The sequence below is a fragment of the Roseburia sp. AM59-24XD genome, from assembly GCF_003478445.1.
Taxonomy (GTDB): Bacteria; Bacillota; Clostridia; order Lachnospirales; family Lachnospiraceae; genus Jutongia.
Genome location: NZ_QUET01000013.1, coordinates 30,073 through 47,457, shown reverse-complemented (window position 1 = coordinate 47,457; position 17,385 = coordinate 30,073). Strand labels below are relative to the sequence as shown.

The 17,385-nt window shown below is 46.2% G+C and carries 11 protein-coding genes and 1 pseudogene; 1 reads left to right on the top strand and 11 read right to left on the bottom strand.

The window, feature by feature from the left end; translation table 11 throughout:
* Positions 1 to 12 precede the first annotated feature (12 nt).
* From DXA20_RS07860 to DXA20_RS07830, 7 genes are all read right to left on the bottom strand, one after another.
* Positions 13 to 1,941, bottom strand: a complete 1,929-nt coding sequence (locus DXA20_RS07860) for an aryl-sulfate sulfotransferase (RefSeq protein WP_118559903.1) — start codon at positions 1,939 to 1,941, stop codon at positions 13 to 15.
* Positions 1,942 to 2,073: 132 nt separating this feature from the next.
* Positions 2,074 to 4,398 (bottom strand): Tex family protein, encoded by a 2,325-nt coding sequence (locus DXA20_RS07855; RefSeq protein WP_118559955.1) that lies wholly within the window; start codon positions 4,396 to 4,398, stop codon positions 2,074 to 2,076.
* A 165-nt stretch (positions 4,399 to 4,563) separates the two neighbouring features.
* Entirely contained in the window at positions 4,564 to 5,790 is a 1,227-nt protein-coding gene (locus DXA20_RS07850; RefSeq protein ID WP_022305676.1) for a homoserine dehydrogenase, read from the bottom strand.
* A 22-nt stretch (positions 5,791 to 5,812) separates the two neighbouring features.
* A protein-coding gene (prfB, locus tag DXA20_RS07845) for a peptide chain release factor 2 (RefSeq protein ID WP_118559901.1) occupies positions 5,813 to 6,926 on the bottom strand; the annotation gives its coding sequence in 2 pieces (ribosomal slippage) (positions 5,813 to 6,850 and positions 6,852 to 6,926; 1,113 coding nt in all).
* Positions 6,927 to 7,026: 100 nt separating this feature from the next.
* Complete coding sequence (gene secA / locus DXA20_RS07840) at positions 7,027 to 9,591, bottom strand: preprotein translocase subunit SecA (protein WP_022305678.1); 2,565 nt, start codon at positions 9,589 to 9,591, stop codon at positions 7,027 to 7,029.
* Between the two features lie 229 nt (positions 9,592 to 9,820).
* Positions 9,821 to 10,348, bottom strand: coding sequence for a ribosome hibernation-promoting factor, HPF/YfiA family (gene hpf / locus DXA20_RS07835; RefSeq protein WP_022305679.1), 528 nt, complete (start codon positions 10,346 to 10,348; stop codon positions 9,821 to 9,823).
* A gap of 1,194 nt (positions 10,349 to 11,542) precedes the next feature.
* Positions 11,543 to 11,920, bottom strand: coding sequence for a RidA family protein (locus tag DXA20_RS07830; protein WP_022305680.1), 378 nt, complete (start codon positions 11,918 to 11,920; stop codon positions 11,543 to 11,545).
* 361 nt (positions 11,921 to 12,281) lie between these two features.
* Here DXA20_RS07830 and DXA20_RS07825 point away from each other — a divergent pair, with 361 nt between their 5' ends.
* Positions 12,282 to 13,127: a CvfB family protein gene (locus tag DXA20_RS07825; protein WP_243100574.1), complete on the top strand. Its 846-nt coding sequence runs from the start codon at positions 12,282 to 12,284 to the stop codon at positions 13,125 to 13,127.
* Positions 13,128 to 13,239: 112 nt separating this feature from the next.
* Here the strand turns inward: DXA20_RS07825 and DXA20_RS18635 are convergent.
* The 4 genes and pseudogenes from DXA20_RS18635 to accB form a co-directional block, all read right to left on the bottom strand.
* Positions 13,240 to 14,932: pseudogene (locus tag DXA20_RS18635) on the bottom strand (acetyl-CoA carboxylase carboxyltransferase subunit alpha).
* A 93-nt stretch (positions 14,933 to 15,025) separates the two neighbouring features.
* A complete protein-coding gene (locus tag DXA20_RS07810; RefSeq protein WP_118559951.1) occupies positions 15,026 to 16,372 on the bottom strand; it encodes an acetyl-CoA carboxylase biotin carboxylase subunit in 1,347 nt (448 codons plus the stop codon).
* Positions 16,373 to 16,395: 23 nt separating this feature from the next.
* The gene (gene fabZ / locus DXA20_RS07805) at positions 16,396 to 16,827 is read right to left on the bottom strand and encodes a 3-hydroxyacyl-ACP dehydratase FabZ (protein ID WP_022305685.1); all 432 of its coding nucleotides are present in this window, start codon (positions 16,825 to 16,827) and stop codon (positions 16,396 to 16,398) included.
* A gap of 15 nt (positions 16,828 to 16,842) precedes the next feature.
* Positions 16,843 to 17,385, bottom strand: a complete 543-nt coding sequence (gene accB, locus DXA20_RS07800) for an acetyl-CoA carboxylase biotin carboxyl carrier protein (protein WP_022305686.1) — start codon at positions 17,383 to 17,385, stop codon at positions 16,843 to 16,845.

Sequence of the window (17,385 nt, the reverse complement as noted above, 5' to 3'; positions counted from 1 at the left end):
TTCCTCCATATATTATTCTTGTTGTGATCTTTCCACTCTGATCTCATTTTTCAGATGGTAGATCTGATTATCAAATTCTACATATACCTGATATTCACCAAGCTCCAGCTGGTCTAACGCCATGCAGAAGCTTTCCTTGCGCGGTCTGGTCTCCAGCCCCTCAAAGCACTGAACATACGACTGCGTTTCGCCGATCAGATAAACATTCTGGACTGTTCCCGGACAAAAAGCAAACAAAAACAGCGTATCGCTCACCCGGATATTCCCAAAATATCTCTTCTTGAGCTTCTCTGCAACAGCCTCCGGCAGGGTCTCCCCATTCACAGACTTATACAAAGCCGGCGGTGCAATGGTTCCCTTTACGGCATCCAGATCATGCTCCAGCGGCACAGAATAAGCCTCTATATCCGGCTTAAACTCCCATGCACTCCGGTAGCGCTTACACAGGCGCAGTCTGTTGATCATCCTTCCGGACTGACCATCCAGTTCCTCGATACATGCCTTCAGATTGTCGGAACGTCTCATCAGCATTCCTGACAGAGATAATATTCTGTCACTCTTCTGCCGATAAAAACATCCTGCATCCCTCTGGCTCTTCACCACAGCAATGCTACGTTCCTTCTGAAAACTCTTTCGGACCGGATCGATATTATAAAAGTCAATCCGTGAATCATCATCTGATTCCGCTCCCTCTGCGGGAACATTTCCCTTATTCTGTATACAGTACAGGCGGAGTTTTAAGCTTCCATCCTCCTGTACCTGAATATTCGGGCTTTCCGGCATATAGCCATCCATCTTCTCCCGATCCACAGACTTCAAAAGCTTGTCCGCAAGCACAGTGCCTCTCCAGATCGACTCCGGAGCCAGTGCCCAGTTGACGGACTGCTTCTCCCAGTCGATCGACAATACCGTATGATACCGTCTCATTGTTAAGATCAGCTGTCCCTGCACATACTGCATACCGCTCGCAACAATCCAGTTGCCCTCGATACGATACTTATCTCCCAGCAGATCCTGAAGCAGACACTTCTTTCGGATCTGTCCGGTATTCCTGTCCAGTTCGATAATGCAGTCATCGGCATAGCCTTTCTCTGACGCCGTCAGCAGGAACAGGGAATCCCCTTTCTGCGCCGCATACCGTCCAACCGGATAATCCAGCACATAGGTCTGATACACTCTGCCCATGTAATCCATCTCATGATACCGGCAGGCTCTGATGCTTCCGTCCGCCGCCATACAGTTCACAGTGGCATCCACATAAAGAAATCTGCCGTTTTCTAATGGGATCATACCCGTCTGATCCGTCTTGATCTGCAGCGAATAGCGTACCTCTCCATTCTGGTCAAATACCACCGGTTTAAACCGGAATCCGTTTACAAGAATGAATGGAAAGCAGGAAGACTCTGAATGCTCTACCTTTGTCACGATATTCTGCTGTCCGAGCGGAATATCTCTTGTGTAAATCCTTAAATCTCTTCGCTGGTACACCTCTCCTGCACTGTCGATCAGTTCCAGGATCAGTTTATTGGTATATCCTTTATAAAGTCCCATGATCGGGACACGATGTCTCGTCGTCATGCGGGTCTCGCCAACAAAATCCGTCCCCTCCGTCTTGCCGAGGATACGATAACGCACCCTGTATTCCTTCGGTGTATTGAACAGAAGCATGGCTGTCTGTACCGATGCACCATAGGGATTCGGGATCACAAGCAGGTGACGAAAACTGAAAATGCGGTCATCCAGAATCTGCTCAAATGCCATATCACGAACCTGACTCTGCCACGCTCTCGGCATCTCCTTTCGAAACGGAGTGTATATCCGCTTTTCACGGTCGATCTGAAATTTATTGCGGTAATTCAGATCCAGCTTTCTTAAATCTTCATCGCTGTAGGTTGTCTTTGTCGCATTTTTAATGTCAATGCGTCTTCCAAATATTCCCACTGATATTATCGTGCAATTGTGTCATTTTTATGAAAAGATCACTTCGGATCCTTCAAAACACACCGCACTCCTCCTTCCAAGTGATTATAACATATTCCCTCAGTAAAAAGCAAAAAATTAGTCATTTTCTGTTTAAAGTTTCATAGTCAGCTGGATTCTCTGTTTTTTCAGATCCACACTCATCACCTTGACATCAACAATATCTCCGACACTGACAACATCCAACGGGTGCTTCACAAAGCCTTTGTCCGACAACTGGGAAATATGAACAAGACCGTCCTGATGCACGCCGATATCCACAAAAGCACCGAAATCAATTACATTGCGCACGGTTCCTTTCAGGATCATCCCCTCCTTCAAATCCTTCATTTCAAGAACATCTGTGCGAAGGATCGGTTTTGGCATTTCATCACGCGGATCTCTTGCCGGTTTTTCCAATTCCTTCACAATATCCTCCAGCGTGATCTCGCCTATTCCAAGCTCCTGTGCCATTTTCTTTTTGTCATGGATACGACCGGCAATTCCCTTTACGCCGGCTTTCTTAATATTCTCTGCAGGCTTTTCCTCAGCAAACTCCGGCCGGCTCTCGCCAAACGCCTTTGCAAATGCGGCACCAAATGCAGAACCGGTATTACGGACAACAAATTCTTTCTTTTTCTTTGTTTTTGGAGCCACGCCACGCTTTCCTGTATTGGCTTTGGCGATCTCACCCTGCAGTTTTTTGACCTCTTCCATCGTCATATCTAACTTCTCCAGAAGCTGTCCTGCTGCCTGATAAGACTCCGGATGCACACTCGTTGCATCCAACGGATTGTCTCCATCCGGGATACGCATAAAGCCCGCACATTGTTCAAACGCCTTCGGACCAAGCTTTGCCACCTTAAGCAGCTGCTTCCGATTCGTAAAACGACCGTTTTCCTCGCGGTATGTGACAATATTTTTCGCAATCGTCTTGGAAATACCTGATATATATTCCAACAGGGAAGCGGATGCCGTGTTCAGATCTACTCCTACTTTATTCACACAATCCTCCACAACACCGGTAAGCGTCTCCGACAGCTTTTTCTGATTCATGTCATGCTGATACTGTCCTACACCGATCGACTGCGGATCGATCTTCACAAGCTCTGCCAGCGGATCCTGGATTCTTCTTGCAATGGATGTGGCGGATCGTTGTCCTACATCAAAGTTCGGGAACTCCTCCGTTGCCAGCTTACTTGCAGAATAAACCGATGCCCCCGCCTCATTGACGATCACATACTGTACCGGTTTCTTAATTTCCTTTAGCATCTCGGCAATGATCTGCTCGGATTCTCTGGATGCCGTTCCGTTTCCGACGGAGATCAGGGAAATATCATACTTGTCAATCAGCTTTTTGACAACCCGCTTCGCTTCATCGACCTTGTTCTGTGGTGCTGTCGGATAGATAACCGTAGTATCCAATACCTTTCCGGTCGGATCCACAACCGCCAGCTTACAGCCGGTACGAAATGCCGGATCCCATCCAAGCACTGTTTTGCCGGCGATCGGCGGAGCCATTAAAAGCTGCTCCAGATTTTTTCCAAAGACACGGATTGCTCCATCCTCAGCCTTCTCTGTCAGTTCATTGCGCACTTCTCTCTCGATCGCCGGTGCGATCAGGCGCTTGTAGCTGTCCTCCACCGCTTCCTCAAGTACTGCTTCGGTATTCGCATTGTCTCCGGCGATCACCTTCTTGTGAAGATACTGCAGAATCCGCTCTTCCGGCGCGATCAGCTTTACAACAAGGATCTTTTCTTTCTCGCCCCGGTTTAACGCAAGCACACGGTGTCCTGCGATCTTGCTGACCTGCTCCTGAAACTCATAATACATTTCATAAACAGACTGCTCTTTCTCGTCCTTTGCAGTGGATGTAATCACACCTTCCTCCATGGTGAGCTTACGGATATATATACGATAATCCGCCTCATCGGAAATCTGCTCCGCAATAATATCCCGCGCACCGTCAATAGCATCCTTTACACTATCAACGCCCTTCTCCTCCGAAAGATACATCTGTGCTTCCTCTTCCAGACTTTTCACTGTCTCCTGTGCCATAATGATCTGTGCAAGACCATCAAGCCCCTTCTCTTTGGCGATTGTTGCTCTCGTTCTTCTCTTCGGGCGGTACGGACGATACAGATCATCCACAACAACCTGTGTCTGTGCTTCCAGAATCTGTTTTTTCAACTCCTCTGTGAGCTTTCCCTGTTCCTCAATACTTGCCAGTACCTGCTGCTTCTTCTCCTCGAGATTGCGCAGATACGTCAGTCGTTCGGAGAGATTTCGAAGCTGCTCATCATCCAGCGAACCGTGTGCCTCCTTACGGTAACGGGCAATAAACGGAATCGTATTGCCTTCATCGATCAATTTAATAACCGATTCAACCTGCCACTCCTTAATCTTTAATTCTTCTGCAATCTTTTTCTGAATATTCATTTTAATCTCCATGAAAGAAAGCGACTGATTCCAGTCGCTTTCCATACTCTCTATCCTTTTTTACGCGACAACATATGTAACGGTGCTAAATTCAGGGAAATCCCCTGTAGACACCGCAGATTGCTGCACTGTTATGCAGTCTCCAAATTTCTGCAGGCAGGTCTGTTATGCAAGACCGGTCTGATCAACACGGATCTTGTTAATGACACCCTCCAGCTGCTCTGCAGCCTTCTGGTACTCGCCCTCGCTCATCTCTTCCGTAACAAACGCAAACTCATCATCATATCCTGCATCAACCATCTTGACATTGCCAAACAGTTTCTTCACCTTGTCAGACTTCTGTGCTTTGATACCGCTGACACGGACAAAGAATACATTTCTTGCATCCTCTGCTGCCACCAGATCAAGCTTCTCTGCATCCCAAAGTGTAATGATATTGACACCTGCATGCTTTGCCGCATCCATGACATCAGAGACAACAGCACTTGCAGTTGCAAGCTTTCCTGCTCCCTGACCGTAGAACATAACATCTCCGACCATATTTCCTTTTACAAGGATCGCATTAAATACGCCGTCTACGCTGTAAAGCGGATGCTCCGGATAAATAAGCTGTGGAGCAACCATTGCACTGACCTTATCGCCAACCTTCTTGCTGGAGCCAAAGATCTTCACCTTTGCTCCCATCTTCTTTGCATATGCGATATCACGGTCTGTGATCTTTGTGATACCCTCTGTATAAATATCCTCGAAATCGAGCTGCTTACCATATGCCAGAGAGGTAAGGATCGCAATCTTACGACATGCATCATATCCCTCCACATCAGCTGTCGGATCCTTCTCAGCATATCCCTTGTCCTGTGCATCCTTCAATACGGAATCAAAATCCGAGCCTTTCTCTGTCATCTCTGTCAGAATATAGTTCGTTGTTCCGTTTAAGATACCGGAGATCTCGAGGATCTCATCCGGTGCAAGGGATGTCTTTAATGGGCGGATGATCGGAATACCACCGCCTACACTTGCCTCAAAGAGGAAGTTGATGTTCTTTTCCTCTGCCAGTGCTAAAAGCTCCGGACCATATGCTGCCACCAGTGCTTTATTGGAGGTACATACGCTCTTGCCGTTCTCCAGACATTTTCTGACAAATTCATAGGCAGGGTGAACTCCTCCCATGGTTTCTACAACAATAGAAATCTCCGGGTCATTTGCAATGATCTCAAAATCATGTACCAGTACCTTTTCAACCGGGTCTCCCGGGAAGTCGCGCAGATCCAGTACATACTTTACTGAGACATCCTTGCCAACTCTCTTTGCAATGATGTCCTTATTCTTATCAAGGATCTCCACTACTCCAGAGCCTACTGTTCCATAACCTAATACTCCTACTTTTACCATGATCGTCCTCCATCCATTTGTCTTAGTGATTTGTTTTTGTGATCCATGCAAGATATGCATTGATAAACGGATCAATATTACCGTCCATCACACCCTGCACATTGGATATTTCTTCGTTCGTTCTGTGATCCTTTACCATTGTATATGGCTGCATTACATATGAGCGGATCTGGCTTCCCCAGCCGATCTCTTTTGACTCGCCGCGGATACCGTTTGCCTTTTCCTGCTGCTCCTGCTGCTTTAAGATAAACAGCTTTGCTTTCAGCATCTGCATTGCTTTATCCTTGTTCATATGCTGGGAGCGCTCATTCTGACACTGTACCACGATACCGGTCGGATAATGCGTGATACGGATTGCCGATGACGTCTTATTAATATGCTGTCCGCCGGCACCGCTGGAGCGGTATGTGTCGATACGGATATCATCGTCTGCGATCTCAATGTCAAGATCCTCCTCAATATCCGGCATAACATCGCAGGACACGAATGAGGTCTGACGCTTTCCTGCCGCATTAAACGGCGAGATACGGACCAATCTGTGAACGCCATGCTCCGATTTCAAATAACCGTAAGCATTCTCACCATTGATCTGCAAAGTAACAGACTTGTAACCCGCCTCGTCACCATCCAGAAAATCGAGCATCTCAACCTGAAAGCCTCTTTTCTCAGCCCATCGCTGATACATACGGCACAGCATGCTCGCCCAATCGCAACTCTCGGTGCCGCCGGCACCTGCATGAAGCGTCAGGATGGCATTATCCTTGTCGTATTCTCCGCACAGAAGCGTCTCAATACGGATGGCTTCATATTCCTTGCAGAATTCCTCATAGCTCTCCTGCACCTCCGGAACCATATCCGTATCGTTCTCTTCCTCTGCGATCTCAATAAGCATCAGCATGTCTTCCCTGTCTGCACAGAGCTTCTCGTAGCGCTCGATCACATCCTTCAGATGCTTACTTTCCTGTACTATCGCTGTAGACTTCTCGGGATTATCCCAAAATCCCGGTTCTTCCATTGTCTTATCCAGCTCTTCAACCCGGTCTTTTTTGTTAGCCAGGTCAAAGTGAATCCCCCATCTCTAACAATGGCTGGGCATAATTTGCCAGGGACTGTTTGATCGCATCAAACTCAACCATCTTATTCACCTCTTTCTTTCCCTTTAAAATATTATGATGTTGGAGGCAAAAGTCATTTGCCCCTGTATCATATTATCTCTCTATCCTTATCGCTGTGTCATTAATATTTTCTGCCACAACACTGTTTATACTTCTTACCGCTTCCACACGGACACGGATCATTTGGCTGGATCTTCTTACTTGTTCTCTTCTTCGGAGCCTTCGCAACAGACTCATCCTTATTGGTTCCTGTCGCCTTGGCAACCTGTTCTCTCTCAACCTTCTGCTCAATCTTGATATGAGTCAGAACCTTGATCGTCTCCTCTGCAATAGAATCAATCATCGCATCGAACATATCAAAACCGGCAAACTTATACTCAACAACAGGATCTCTCTGTCCATATGCCTGGAGACCGATACCCTGACGAAGCTGATCCATATCATCAATATGATCCATCCACTTGCGGTCAATAACCTTTAACAGGATAACACGCTCTACCTCTCTGAACTGCTCCGGCTCAGGGAACTCAGCCTCCTTCGCCTCATATACCTTAACAGCCTCTTCCTGAAGCTGTTCGATCAGCTCAGCCTTTGTACCATGCTTCTTCTGCTCCTCTGTCAGCTCAATTCTCTTAAGCGGAACAACCGGCAGAAGCACATTATTCAGCTCATCGATATCCCAGTCCTCTGCACTCTGTTCTTCACCGATCACATGGCTGACAAGCTTCTCCACCTGCTCCTTTAACATGCTCAGGATCGTATCACGCATATTCTCGCCATCCAGAACCATACGGCGCTCCTTGTAGATGACTTCTCTCTGCTCATTATTGACCTGATCAAACTCTAACAGATTCTTACGAATACCGAAGTTGTTACCCTCGATCTTCTTCTGTGCACTCTCGATCGCACTGGAAAGCATTTTATGTTCTACCTGCTCACCGTCCGGCATTGCATCAAACAGCCCCTTGATACGATCGGAACCGAACAGACGCATCAGATCATCCTCAAGAGAAATATAGAAACGGGACTCACCCGGATCTCCCTGACGACCTGCACGACCACGAAGCTGGTTATCAATACGGCGGGACTCATGACGCTCTGTACCGATGATCTTAAGACCACCGAGCTCCTTTACACCCTCGCCAAGCTTAATATCTGTACCACGACCTGCCATGTTTGTTGCGATCGTTACAGCGCCCATCTGTCCGGCATCAGCGATAATCTCTGCCTCGAGCTCATGGAACTTCGCATTTAATACCTTGTGCGGGATTCCCTTCTTCTGAAGCATCTGACTGAGCATCTCTGAGGTATCGATCGTGATCGTACCCACCAGAACAGGCTGTCCCTTCTCATGTGCCTGTACAATATCAGCAACAACTGCATTGAATTTATCCTTCTTGGTCTTATAAACCGCATCATCATAGTCAATACGGGCAATCGGAAGATTGGTTGGAACCTCAATAACGTCCATACCGTAAATATCACGGAACTCCTTCTCCTCTGTCAATGCAGTACCGGTCATACCGGACTTCTTCTCATATTTATTAAAGAAGTTCTGGAATGTGATCGTAGCGAGCGTCTTACTCTCACGCTTCACCTTCACATGCTCCTTCGCCTCAATTGCCTGATGCAGACCATCAGAGAAACGACGTCCCGGCATAATACGTCCGGTAAACTCATCGACGATTAGTACCTCATCATCCTTTACTACATAGTCCTTATCTCTTGCCATCAGAGAATGTGCACGCAGTGCAAGGTTGATATTGTGCTGCAGCTCCAGATTGTCCGGATCTGCCAGATTATCAACACCAAAGAAACGCTCCGCCTTGCGGACACCCTCTTCTGTGAGGTTCGCATTCTTCTCCTTCTCATCAACAACGTAATCACCGGTCTCCTGCTCATCCTCTGCCATCAGGATATCCATCTTGGAAAGCTCCTTGCGGGTACCTCTGGTCAGCTGCTTCACAAAAATATCACATGCTTCATAAAGCTTTGTGGACTTTCCGCTCTGTCCGGAAATGATCAACGGCGTACGAGCCTCATCGATCAATACGGAATCGACCTCATCGATAATCGCATAATGAAGCTCTCTCTGTACAAGATCCTTCTTATAAACAACCATGTTATCACGAAGATAGTCAAAACCAAGCTCGTTATTCGTCGCATATGTGATATCGCAGTTGTATGCGTCACGTCTCTCATCATTATCCATGGAGTTTAAGATCACACCGACCGTGAGACCAAGGAACTCATGTACCTTTCCCATCCACTCCGCATCACGCTTTGCGAGATAATCATTGACCGTGACAATATGAACACCCTTGCCCTCCAGTGCATTCAAATATGCCGGAAGTGTTGATACCAGTGTCTTACCTTCACCGGTACGCATCTCTGTGATACGCCCCTGATGGAGGATCACACCACCGATCAACTGTACACGATAATGTCTCATATTTAAAACACGCGTTGCAGCCTCTCTGACTGTCGCAAATGCCTCAACCAGAATGTCATCCAGTGTCTCGCCATTCGCCAGTCTCTCCTTAAACTCCGGAGTCTTTGCCTGCAGTTCTTCATCGCTCAGCGCCTCATATTCAGGAGCTAACGCTTCGATTTTATCTACAATCGGTGTAATTCGTTTCAGCTCGTGCTGGCTATGAGTGCCAAAAATCTTTGTAAATAAGCTCATATTATAACCTTACCTTTCCAATACCTGCTCCTGATCGCAGGAAAATATAATTTCAGATAATTCCGAAATTACACTCAAGTATAGCATTTTTCACATTTATAAGCAACTTTTATTTTACGACACGGCGCTGAAGCATTCTGCAGCCACAAAAAAAACGGGTATCCCTCCCGGATACCCGTCTGTATATCATACACCCCACTGTATAATACCTTTCTTATATCACCATCGTCTAGAACTCCGGCTCGATCAGACCATATGTATTACCTTTTCTCTTATATACAACATTCACCTCGTCTGTAGAAGCATTGCGGAATACATAGAAACTGTGTCCGAGAAGCTCCATCTGCAGACATGCCTCCTCAGCCTCCATCGGCTTCATGGCAAATCTCTTGGAGCGGATAATCTTGATCTCCTCGTCATCCTCAATATCCTCTTCTACAAATGCCTTGCTCAGGCTGACTGCTGACTGCTGCTGATCGACAATCTTGTTCTTATATTTACGGAGCTGACGCTCAATAATCTCTTCTACAAGATCAATAGATACATACATATCATCGCTGACCTGCTCTGCTCTGACGATATTGCCTTTCATTGGGATGGTAATCTCTATCTTCTGTCTCTCCTTCTCTACACTCAGGGTCACATGAACTTCTGTCTCTGGTGTGAAATATCTCTCCAGCTTGCCGAGCTTGTCCTGAACGGCAGCCTTCAATCCTTCTGTTACGTCGATGTTCTTACCACTGATAATATACTGCATAAGTCCCCAACTCCTTTACTGTTTAGAATGGTTATATTATACTACACTACCCCGCAATTTGCAAGCAAAAATGAACAAATTGCACAAAAGCATATTCGAACTTCTCTCTCAATAACGTATCGCCGATGCCGATCATATTTCTTATGACGAACAATTTTGAATATGATTTTTGCCTTTTCAATATTTTAAAGCTCTGGAAGGCTGTGTTTGAAAATTATCTTGTCGTTCTACGGTTTTCGAAAAATCTAAATGCTTTGCTGTTTCGATGTTTGATGAACGTGTCTTCCCGTACTCGCCTCAGGGTGGGATTCAGATGTTTCAAAGGGCACTTGCGCTCGCCACTACTTGCACCTTGTTGTTTAAGGTGCTATGTAGTGCTGCGTAGCGCAGTGTAGCGGGAGCGTGCCCGCTGAAATAACTGAACCCACCCAGGAGGCTCAGTCGTCCAGACACGTATTTCATCGAAACATTGCAAAGCAAAGATTTTTCAGAAAACCTAACGATCTGCGTCAATTTTCAAACACAGCCTTCCAGAACAGTTAAACTTCAATGGCAAAAATCATAATGATATATCCTGATCATAAGAAATATGACCGGCATGTACATACTTTCCGGAAGAGAAGTTTGAATATTAAAGGGGATCATCGTTTAATTGTCACACAATTTGTCTGTCAAGATATTTTTCTGTTTTTTATATTTTTATCCTTTTTCACAAAACAAATTTTCTTGTTGACAACTATTTTTTTGTGTAAAAAATGGGTAAAAATTGTGGACAATGTGGATAACTTCGTGAATAACTCCATTTTTCCACATATTTTCCTTCCACAAAATGTGGATAACTATTCACATTTATCTCTTATCTTTGACATTTCTACTAATATAAACTCGTTTGTTTGTGCAATATGTACAATATATCCATTGTCAATCATTTTTTTCGAAAACAAATTGTCTTTTTTATCCACAAATTGTCTGACAATTCATTATTCTTATCCACATTAAGCTTCCCGCTCTCCTCATATATGCAGGGACAAAAGGGCAAAACCAGCGTTTTGCCCTCCAAGAATTGCTTCGCAATTCTCGTTGGCATTCCACCACGTTACGAGCATTTTCCTATACCGGAACAAAAAAGGATGCCGGAAAATCGTATCATTTCCGACACCCTCAGGAGTCTGTTTGTATTGAAGCTTAAATGAATTATTTTGCTGCAATTGCCTCGATCTCAATCAACACATCCTTCGGCAGGCGTGCTACCTCTACGCAGGAGCGTGCCGGATATGGCTCCGGGAAATATTTTCCGTATACTTCGTTGATCTTTCCGAAATCATCCATGTTCTTGATGAATACCACTGTTTTGATCACCTTGTCCATAGAGCTTCCTGCTGCCTCGACAAGATTTTTCAGATTGCCGATTGCCTGATCCGCCTGCTCTGCTGCTGTTGAACCAACAATCTCTCCGGTTGCAGGATTTACAGGGATCACTCCTGATGTGTACACAAGACCATTTACCTCGATTGCCTGTGAATATGGTCCGATTGCTGCCGGCGCCTTATCTGTACTGATTACGTTCTTCATCTTATCCTCCATTCCGCCCACAACCTTCTGTCGTCATGGGACCCCAAATTTCTTATCCATACGGATCTGTTCAGCCAACCTGCCGGGTCGCTTCCGTTTCAAAGTATAACACGTTTCCATTTAGGATTCAAACCATACCTTACACATGGTCAAAAAAGTAAAAATAGAAGGATCGTAAAATAACCAAAAATCATTTCGACAGCTTACCTTCCAATATCTAAGCTGCCTTTTTGTTCTGATTTTATTATCTTCCTCTTTCCCATTTTTTCTTCTTATGGTATGATTATCAAGGTTATAAGGGAACTTTCCATTATCATTGTGAAAGTCCGGGTAAATCATCAAAAACGAAACGAGGATTATTATGTCTGAAAAAATACAACTTGGAAAAACACAGGAACTGATCGTAGTGAAAACCACAGACTTCGGAGTCTATCTTAATACGCCGGGCGGTGAGGATACAGATAAGATTCTTCTGCCAAAGGCGCAGGTTCCAAAGGGAACCCAGCTTAAGGATGCTTTGACGGTATTTGTATACCGTGATTCTGAGGATCGACCGATCGCTACCATGGAGGAGCCGGAGCTTGAATTAGGAGGCGTTGCCCGCCTAAAGGTAAAGGAAGTGACGAAGATCGGTGCTTTTCTGGAAATGGGACTTTCGAAGGATCTGCTGCTTCCATTCAAACAGCAGCTTTATAAGGTAGAGCCGGGAGATGCCGTACTGGTAACGATGTATCTTGATAAGAGTGAGAGACTCTGTGCTTCGATGCATGTTTACGACCGTCTGCGAAATGATTCCGATTACCAGAAGGATGATGAAGTATTTGGCCGTGTCTACGAGATCAGCGATAATTTCGGTGTCTTTGTCGCAGTAGATGATAAATACTCCGCTCTGATCCCGAAGAAGGAGGTCTTTGAGAAGTACCGCATTAACCAGCCGGTCTATGCGCGTGTCTCACAGGTTCTGGAGGACGGCAGATTGTCACTCAGTGTCAAAAAAAAGATTCCGGAGCAGATGGAAGAGGATGCCGAATTTATCCTGCATCGTCTGGAAGATGCCGATGGTTTTCTGCCATATCACGACAAGAGCGCGCCGGAGGAGATCAAAGCACATTTCCATATGAGTAAGAATGCGTTCAAGCGTGCGATCGGACGTCTGATGAAGGAGGGCTATATCACCATCGGTGATGACGGCATCCGCATGAAATAGTACAATTTTTCCTATATCCTAAATAAGGACGAGCTTATGTCAATCATATGCCCGTCCTTTTGTCATTTTATTCTATATAATTTTATTTAATAACATCCTATTCGGTAAAATTCTATTCGACAAAGCTTCCGAACTGACGGAAACGCTCGTACCTCTTCCGCGTAAGCTCATCCGGATCCATCGCAAGAAGTCCCGGAATTTCCTCAAGCAGCGTTTTTTGAAGTTCTGCTGTCACATCGGTCAGATGATTTTCAAGGCCATCCTCCGGCTCCGCAAACATTCTGTCCGCAACATGATTCTCTAACAGGTCTTTCGCTGTCATTTTCATTTTCTCTGCAGCCTCCGCGACTCTGGTCGGATCCTTCCACAAAATACTGGAAAATCCCTCCGGCGATAAGATGGAATATACAGCATGCTCTAACATCCACACCTGATCTGCCACGGCAAGTGCCAGCGCACCGCCACTGCCTCCTTCACCGATAAAAATGCTGATGATCGGCGTCTTTAAACGGGACATCTCCATAAGGTTTCTCGCAATTGCTTCTCCCTGTCCGCGCTCCTCTGCACCGACACCCGGAAATGCACCGGCTGTGTTGATAAACGTGATCACCGGGCGTTTAAACTTCTCCGCCTGTTTCATCAGACGAAGTGCCTTACGGTATCCCTCCGGATTTGGCTGTCCGAAATTGCAGTTGACATTTTCCTCTAAGGTATGTCCCTTCTGGATTCCGATGACGGTAACCGGTTGCCCCTTCAGACTGGCGATTCCACCAATCACTGCACCATCATCTCCAAATAAACGATCTCCGTGAAACTCCATGAAATCATCAAAAATCTCTTCGATAAATTGCTTCGTGCTTGGCCGGTCGATCTGGCGGGCAATGGTCACGGATCTCATACTCTCATTCATTTCCATTCCCTCGCTTTCCCGTCTGATGAAGTTTCAAAATTTTTCCAAGCTCGCCGCGAAGCTCCTCACGGTGAACAATTCTGTCTACAAAACCATGATCCTGCTGAAATTCTGCTCTCTGAAATCCCTCCGGCAGCTTCTGGTGGATCGTTCCCTGGATCACACGCTGACCGGCAAAACCGATCAGTGCTTTAGGCTCTGACAAAATAATATCGCCTAACATCGCAAAGCTTGCTGTAACACCACCCGTTGTCGGATCCGTCAATACGGTGATATATAACAGCCCTGCTGCATCGTGGCGTCCCAGTGCCTCGGACACCTTCGCCATCTGCATCAGCGAAATGATTCCCTCCTGCATTCTGGCTCCACCGGATGTGGTGAAGATAATGACCGGAAGCTTTTCTCCGGTCGCATACTCCACTGCTCTGGTGATCTTCTCACCAACAACGGAACCCATGCTTCCCATCATAAAATGACTGTCCATAATAGCAATTACCGCATCGTTGCCTTCAATCTGGCAACGACCGGTAACAACGGCCTCCCGAAGTCCGGTTTTGTCCTGTGCCTTTCCTACGATCCGATCATAATCCGGATACTCCATCGGATTCTCCGGGATCATATCCGCATCGAACTCCTGAAAGGAACCTTCATCACAGGTAACCGCAATACGCTCTGCCGGTGTCATACGAAAATGTGCACCACAGCTCGGGCAAAGCTTATACTCCGTGATCTCCTTCTTGTAAATGATCATCTTACAGGTATTACACTTGATCCACATACCATTTGGTATCGACGGCCCCTGTTCTTTTTTCTTTTTATCTGATTTTTTCCTGTCTGTCTGTGGTTCCAGAGAAAAATATTTTTTCCTTTTGCTGAATAAATTCACAAGATCCATCCTTTCTGTCTGTCCCATTTTATGTACAGATGAAATGTCATGCTTTCATAATATAAGCAGAACTTCTTGGATTCAGTTCAAATCCTACGAAAATTATTTCAAAATCTTCTCCTCGATAAATGAGGTATCAAACTCCCCGGCAATATAATCGGGATGGCTCAGTATCATCCCCTGAAAATCAATGTTTGTATCTATGCCATCAATAACAAATTCATAGAGAGCTCTGCGCATTTTGGCAATTGCCTCCTCGCGGTCCCTGCCGTGCACGATCACCTTTGCGATCATAGAATCATAGTATGGCGGGATCACATAATCCTGAAATACTGCCGCATCCACACGAAGTCCAAGACCTCCTGCCGGCAGCAACAAGGATCGGATCTTACCCGGGCATGGTGCAAAGTTTCTGTCCGGATTCTCTGCATTGATACGGCACTCGATCGCATGTCCACTGATATGAATATCATCCTGCGTCATAGAAAGCGACTCACCGGCAGCGATCCGGATCTGTTCCTTGATAATATCAACGCCCGTTACCATCTCCGTAACCGGATGCTCCACCTGCACTCTTGTGTTCATTTCCATGAAATAAAATTCCCCGGATCTGTCATAAAGAAACTCGATCGTGCCTGCACTCTGATAACCGGCAGCCTTTGCTGCTCGGACTGCAGCCGCACACATTTCCTCGCGTTTCTCCTGTGTCAGTGCCGGAGACGGTGACTCCTCCAGAACCTTCTGATTCTTTCTCTGCAGAGAACAGTCTCTCTCTCCCAAATGAACCACATTGCCCTGCTGATCTCCTAACACCTGCACCTCAATATGTCTGGCATTCTCGATAAGCTTCTCCATATAGACAGCATCATCGCCGAAGCCCGCCATTGCTTCTGATTTGGCAGATTCATATGCATTCTCCAGCTCATCACGGCTGCGCACAATACGAATGCCCTTTCCGCCGCCACCGGCTGATGCTTTGACCATCACCGGATAACCAAGCCGGTCTGCCACCTCATATGCTTTATCAAGACTCTCAATAACGCCGTCGCTGCCCGGTATTACCGGAACTCCGGCCTTGATCATCATTTCTCTTGCGTTTGCTTTGTTGCCCATTGCATCGATCACGGACGGACTTGGTCCAATGAATTTGATGTTGCATACCTCACACATTGATGCAAATGTACTGTTCTCGGACAGAAAACCAAAGCCCGGATGAATTGCCTGAATCTTCTTCTCTACAGCCACACTGATTATGTTCTGCATATTCAGATAACTCTCAGCCACCTTCGCACCACCGATGCAGACAGCTTCATCTGCCATCTGTGTATGCAGAGCATCTCTGTCTGCCTCCGAAAATACAGCAACCGTTCTAATTCCCATCTCACGACAGGCCCGTATAATACGAACAGCTATTTCACCACGGTTCGCAATTAATATTTTGTCAAACATGCGCTCCTCCATCCCTTTTATGATCAGCCGATCATAAAGATAAATTCTGCCTGTGCAGCAACCTTTCCATCCACATAGGCTGTTCCCTGACCGATTCCGGCATTTTTCTTAAGCTTTACAATAGAAACCTCCATACGAAGGGTATCTCCTGGCACTACCTTCTGCTTAAATTTTGCATTCTTGATACCACCAAAATATGCGGTCTTACCCTTAAACTGCTCCTGGGAAAGAATTGCCACCGCACCGGCCTGTGCCATCGCCTCAACGATCAGCACTCCGGGCATAACCGGTTCTCCCGGAAAATGACCCGCAAAAAACGGCTCGTTCATCGATACGTTCTTGAGCGCTGTTACACTCTCTCCCGGTACCATATCTAAAATGCGGTCTACTAACAGAAACGGCTGACGATGCGGAATGATCTCCATGATCTGTTTAATGTCCATTAAATAATCCATTTCGGTCTCCTCTCTTTATCCGATTCTGAATAACGGCTGTCCAAATTCTACGAAATCACCATCCTGAACCAGAACTTCTTTGATTGTACCTCCGACCGTACTTGGAACCTCATTCATAAACTTCATTGCCTCAATAATGCAGAGTGTATCTCCCTCCGCAACGGTATCTCCAACCTTTACAAACGGATCCTTGTCCTGTGCCGGCTTTGCATAGAAGGTTCCAACGATCGGTGCTGTAACAACACTGCCTTCCTCCTGTGCCTCAACAGCCGGTGCAGAACCGCCTGCCATTGCCTCTCTTGCCCCATTCTGTACGGACGCAACAATGTCCTGCAAATCTGAAAGTGATGGAGCCTCCGGGATCTCCGGCTGTACCGGTAACACCTGCTGGCTTGCTGCCTTGCCGCCATTTCCACGCACCAGACGAAGTCCGTCATTCTCTCTCGTCAGTTCCATTTCTGCCAGATCTGTTTCCTCAAACAGATCGATCAACTGCTTAATCTCTTCGTAACGCATGCTTCCTTCCTTTCCAATCTGCCCTCCGGCAGATATATCCAT

Excerpts from the sequence above, each read along its gene's own strand:
- DXA20_RS07855 (WP_118559955.1), bottom strand. The coding sequence starts at position 4,398 with ATGAATATTCAGAAAAAGATTGCAGAAGAATTAAAGATTAAGGAGTGG.
- DXA20_RS07850 (WP_022305676.1), bottom strand. The coding sequence starts at position 5,790 with ATGGTAAAAGTAGGAGTATTAGGTTATGGAACAGTAGGCTCTGGAGTA.
- secA (WP_022305678.1), bottom strand. The coding sequence starts at position 9,591 with ATGAGCTTATTTACAAAGATTTTTGGCACTCATAGCCAGCACGAGCTG.
- hpf (WP_022305679.1), bottom strand. The coding sequence starts at position 10,348 with ATGCAGTATATTATCAGTGGTAAGAACATCGACGTAACAGAAGGATTG.
- DXA20_RS07830 (WP_022305680.1), bottom strand. The coding sequence starts at position 11,920 with ATGAAGAACGTAATCAGTACAGATAAGGCGCCGGCAGCAATCGGACCA.
- DXA20_RS07825 (WP_243100574.1), top strand. The coding sequence starts at position 12,282 with ATGTCTGAAAAAATACAACTTGGAAAAACACAGGAACTGATCGTAGTG.
- DXA20_RS07810 (WP_118559951.1), bottom strand. The coding sequence starts at position 16,372 with ATGTTTGACAAAATATTAATTGCGAACCGTGGTGAAATAGCTGTTCGT.
- fabZ (WP_022305685.1), bottom strand. The coding sequence starts at position 16,827 with ATGGATTATTTAATGGACATTAAACAGATCATGGAGATCATTCCGCAT.
- accB (WP_022305686.1), bottom strand. The coding sequence starts at position 17,385 with ATGGATATATCTGCCGGAGGGCAGATTGGAAAGGAAGGAAGCATGCGT.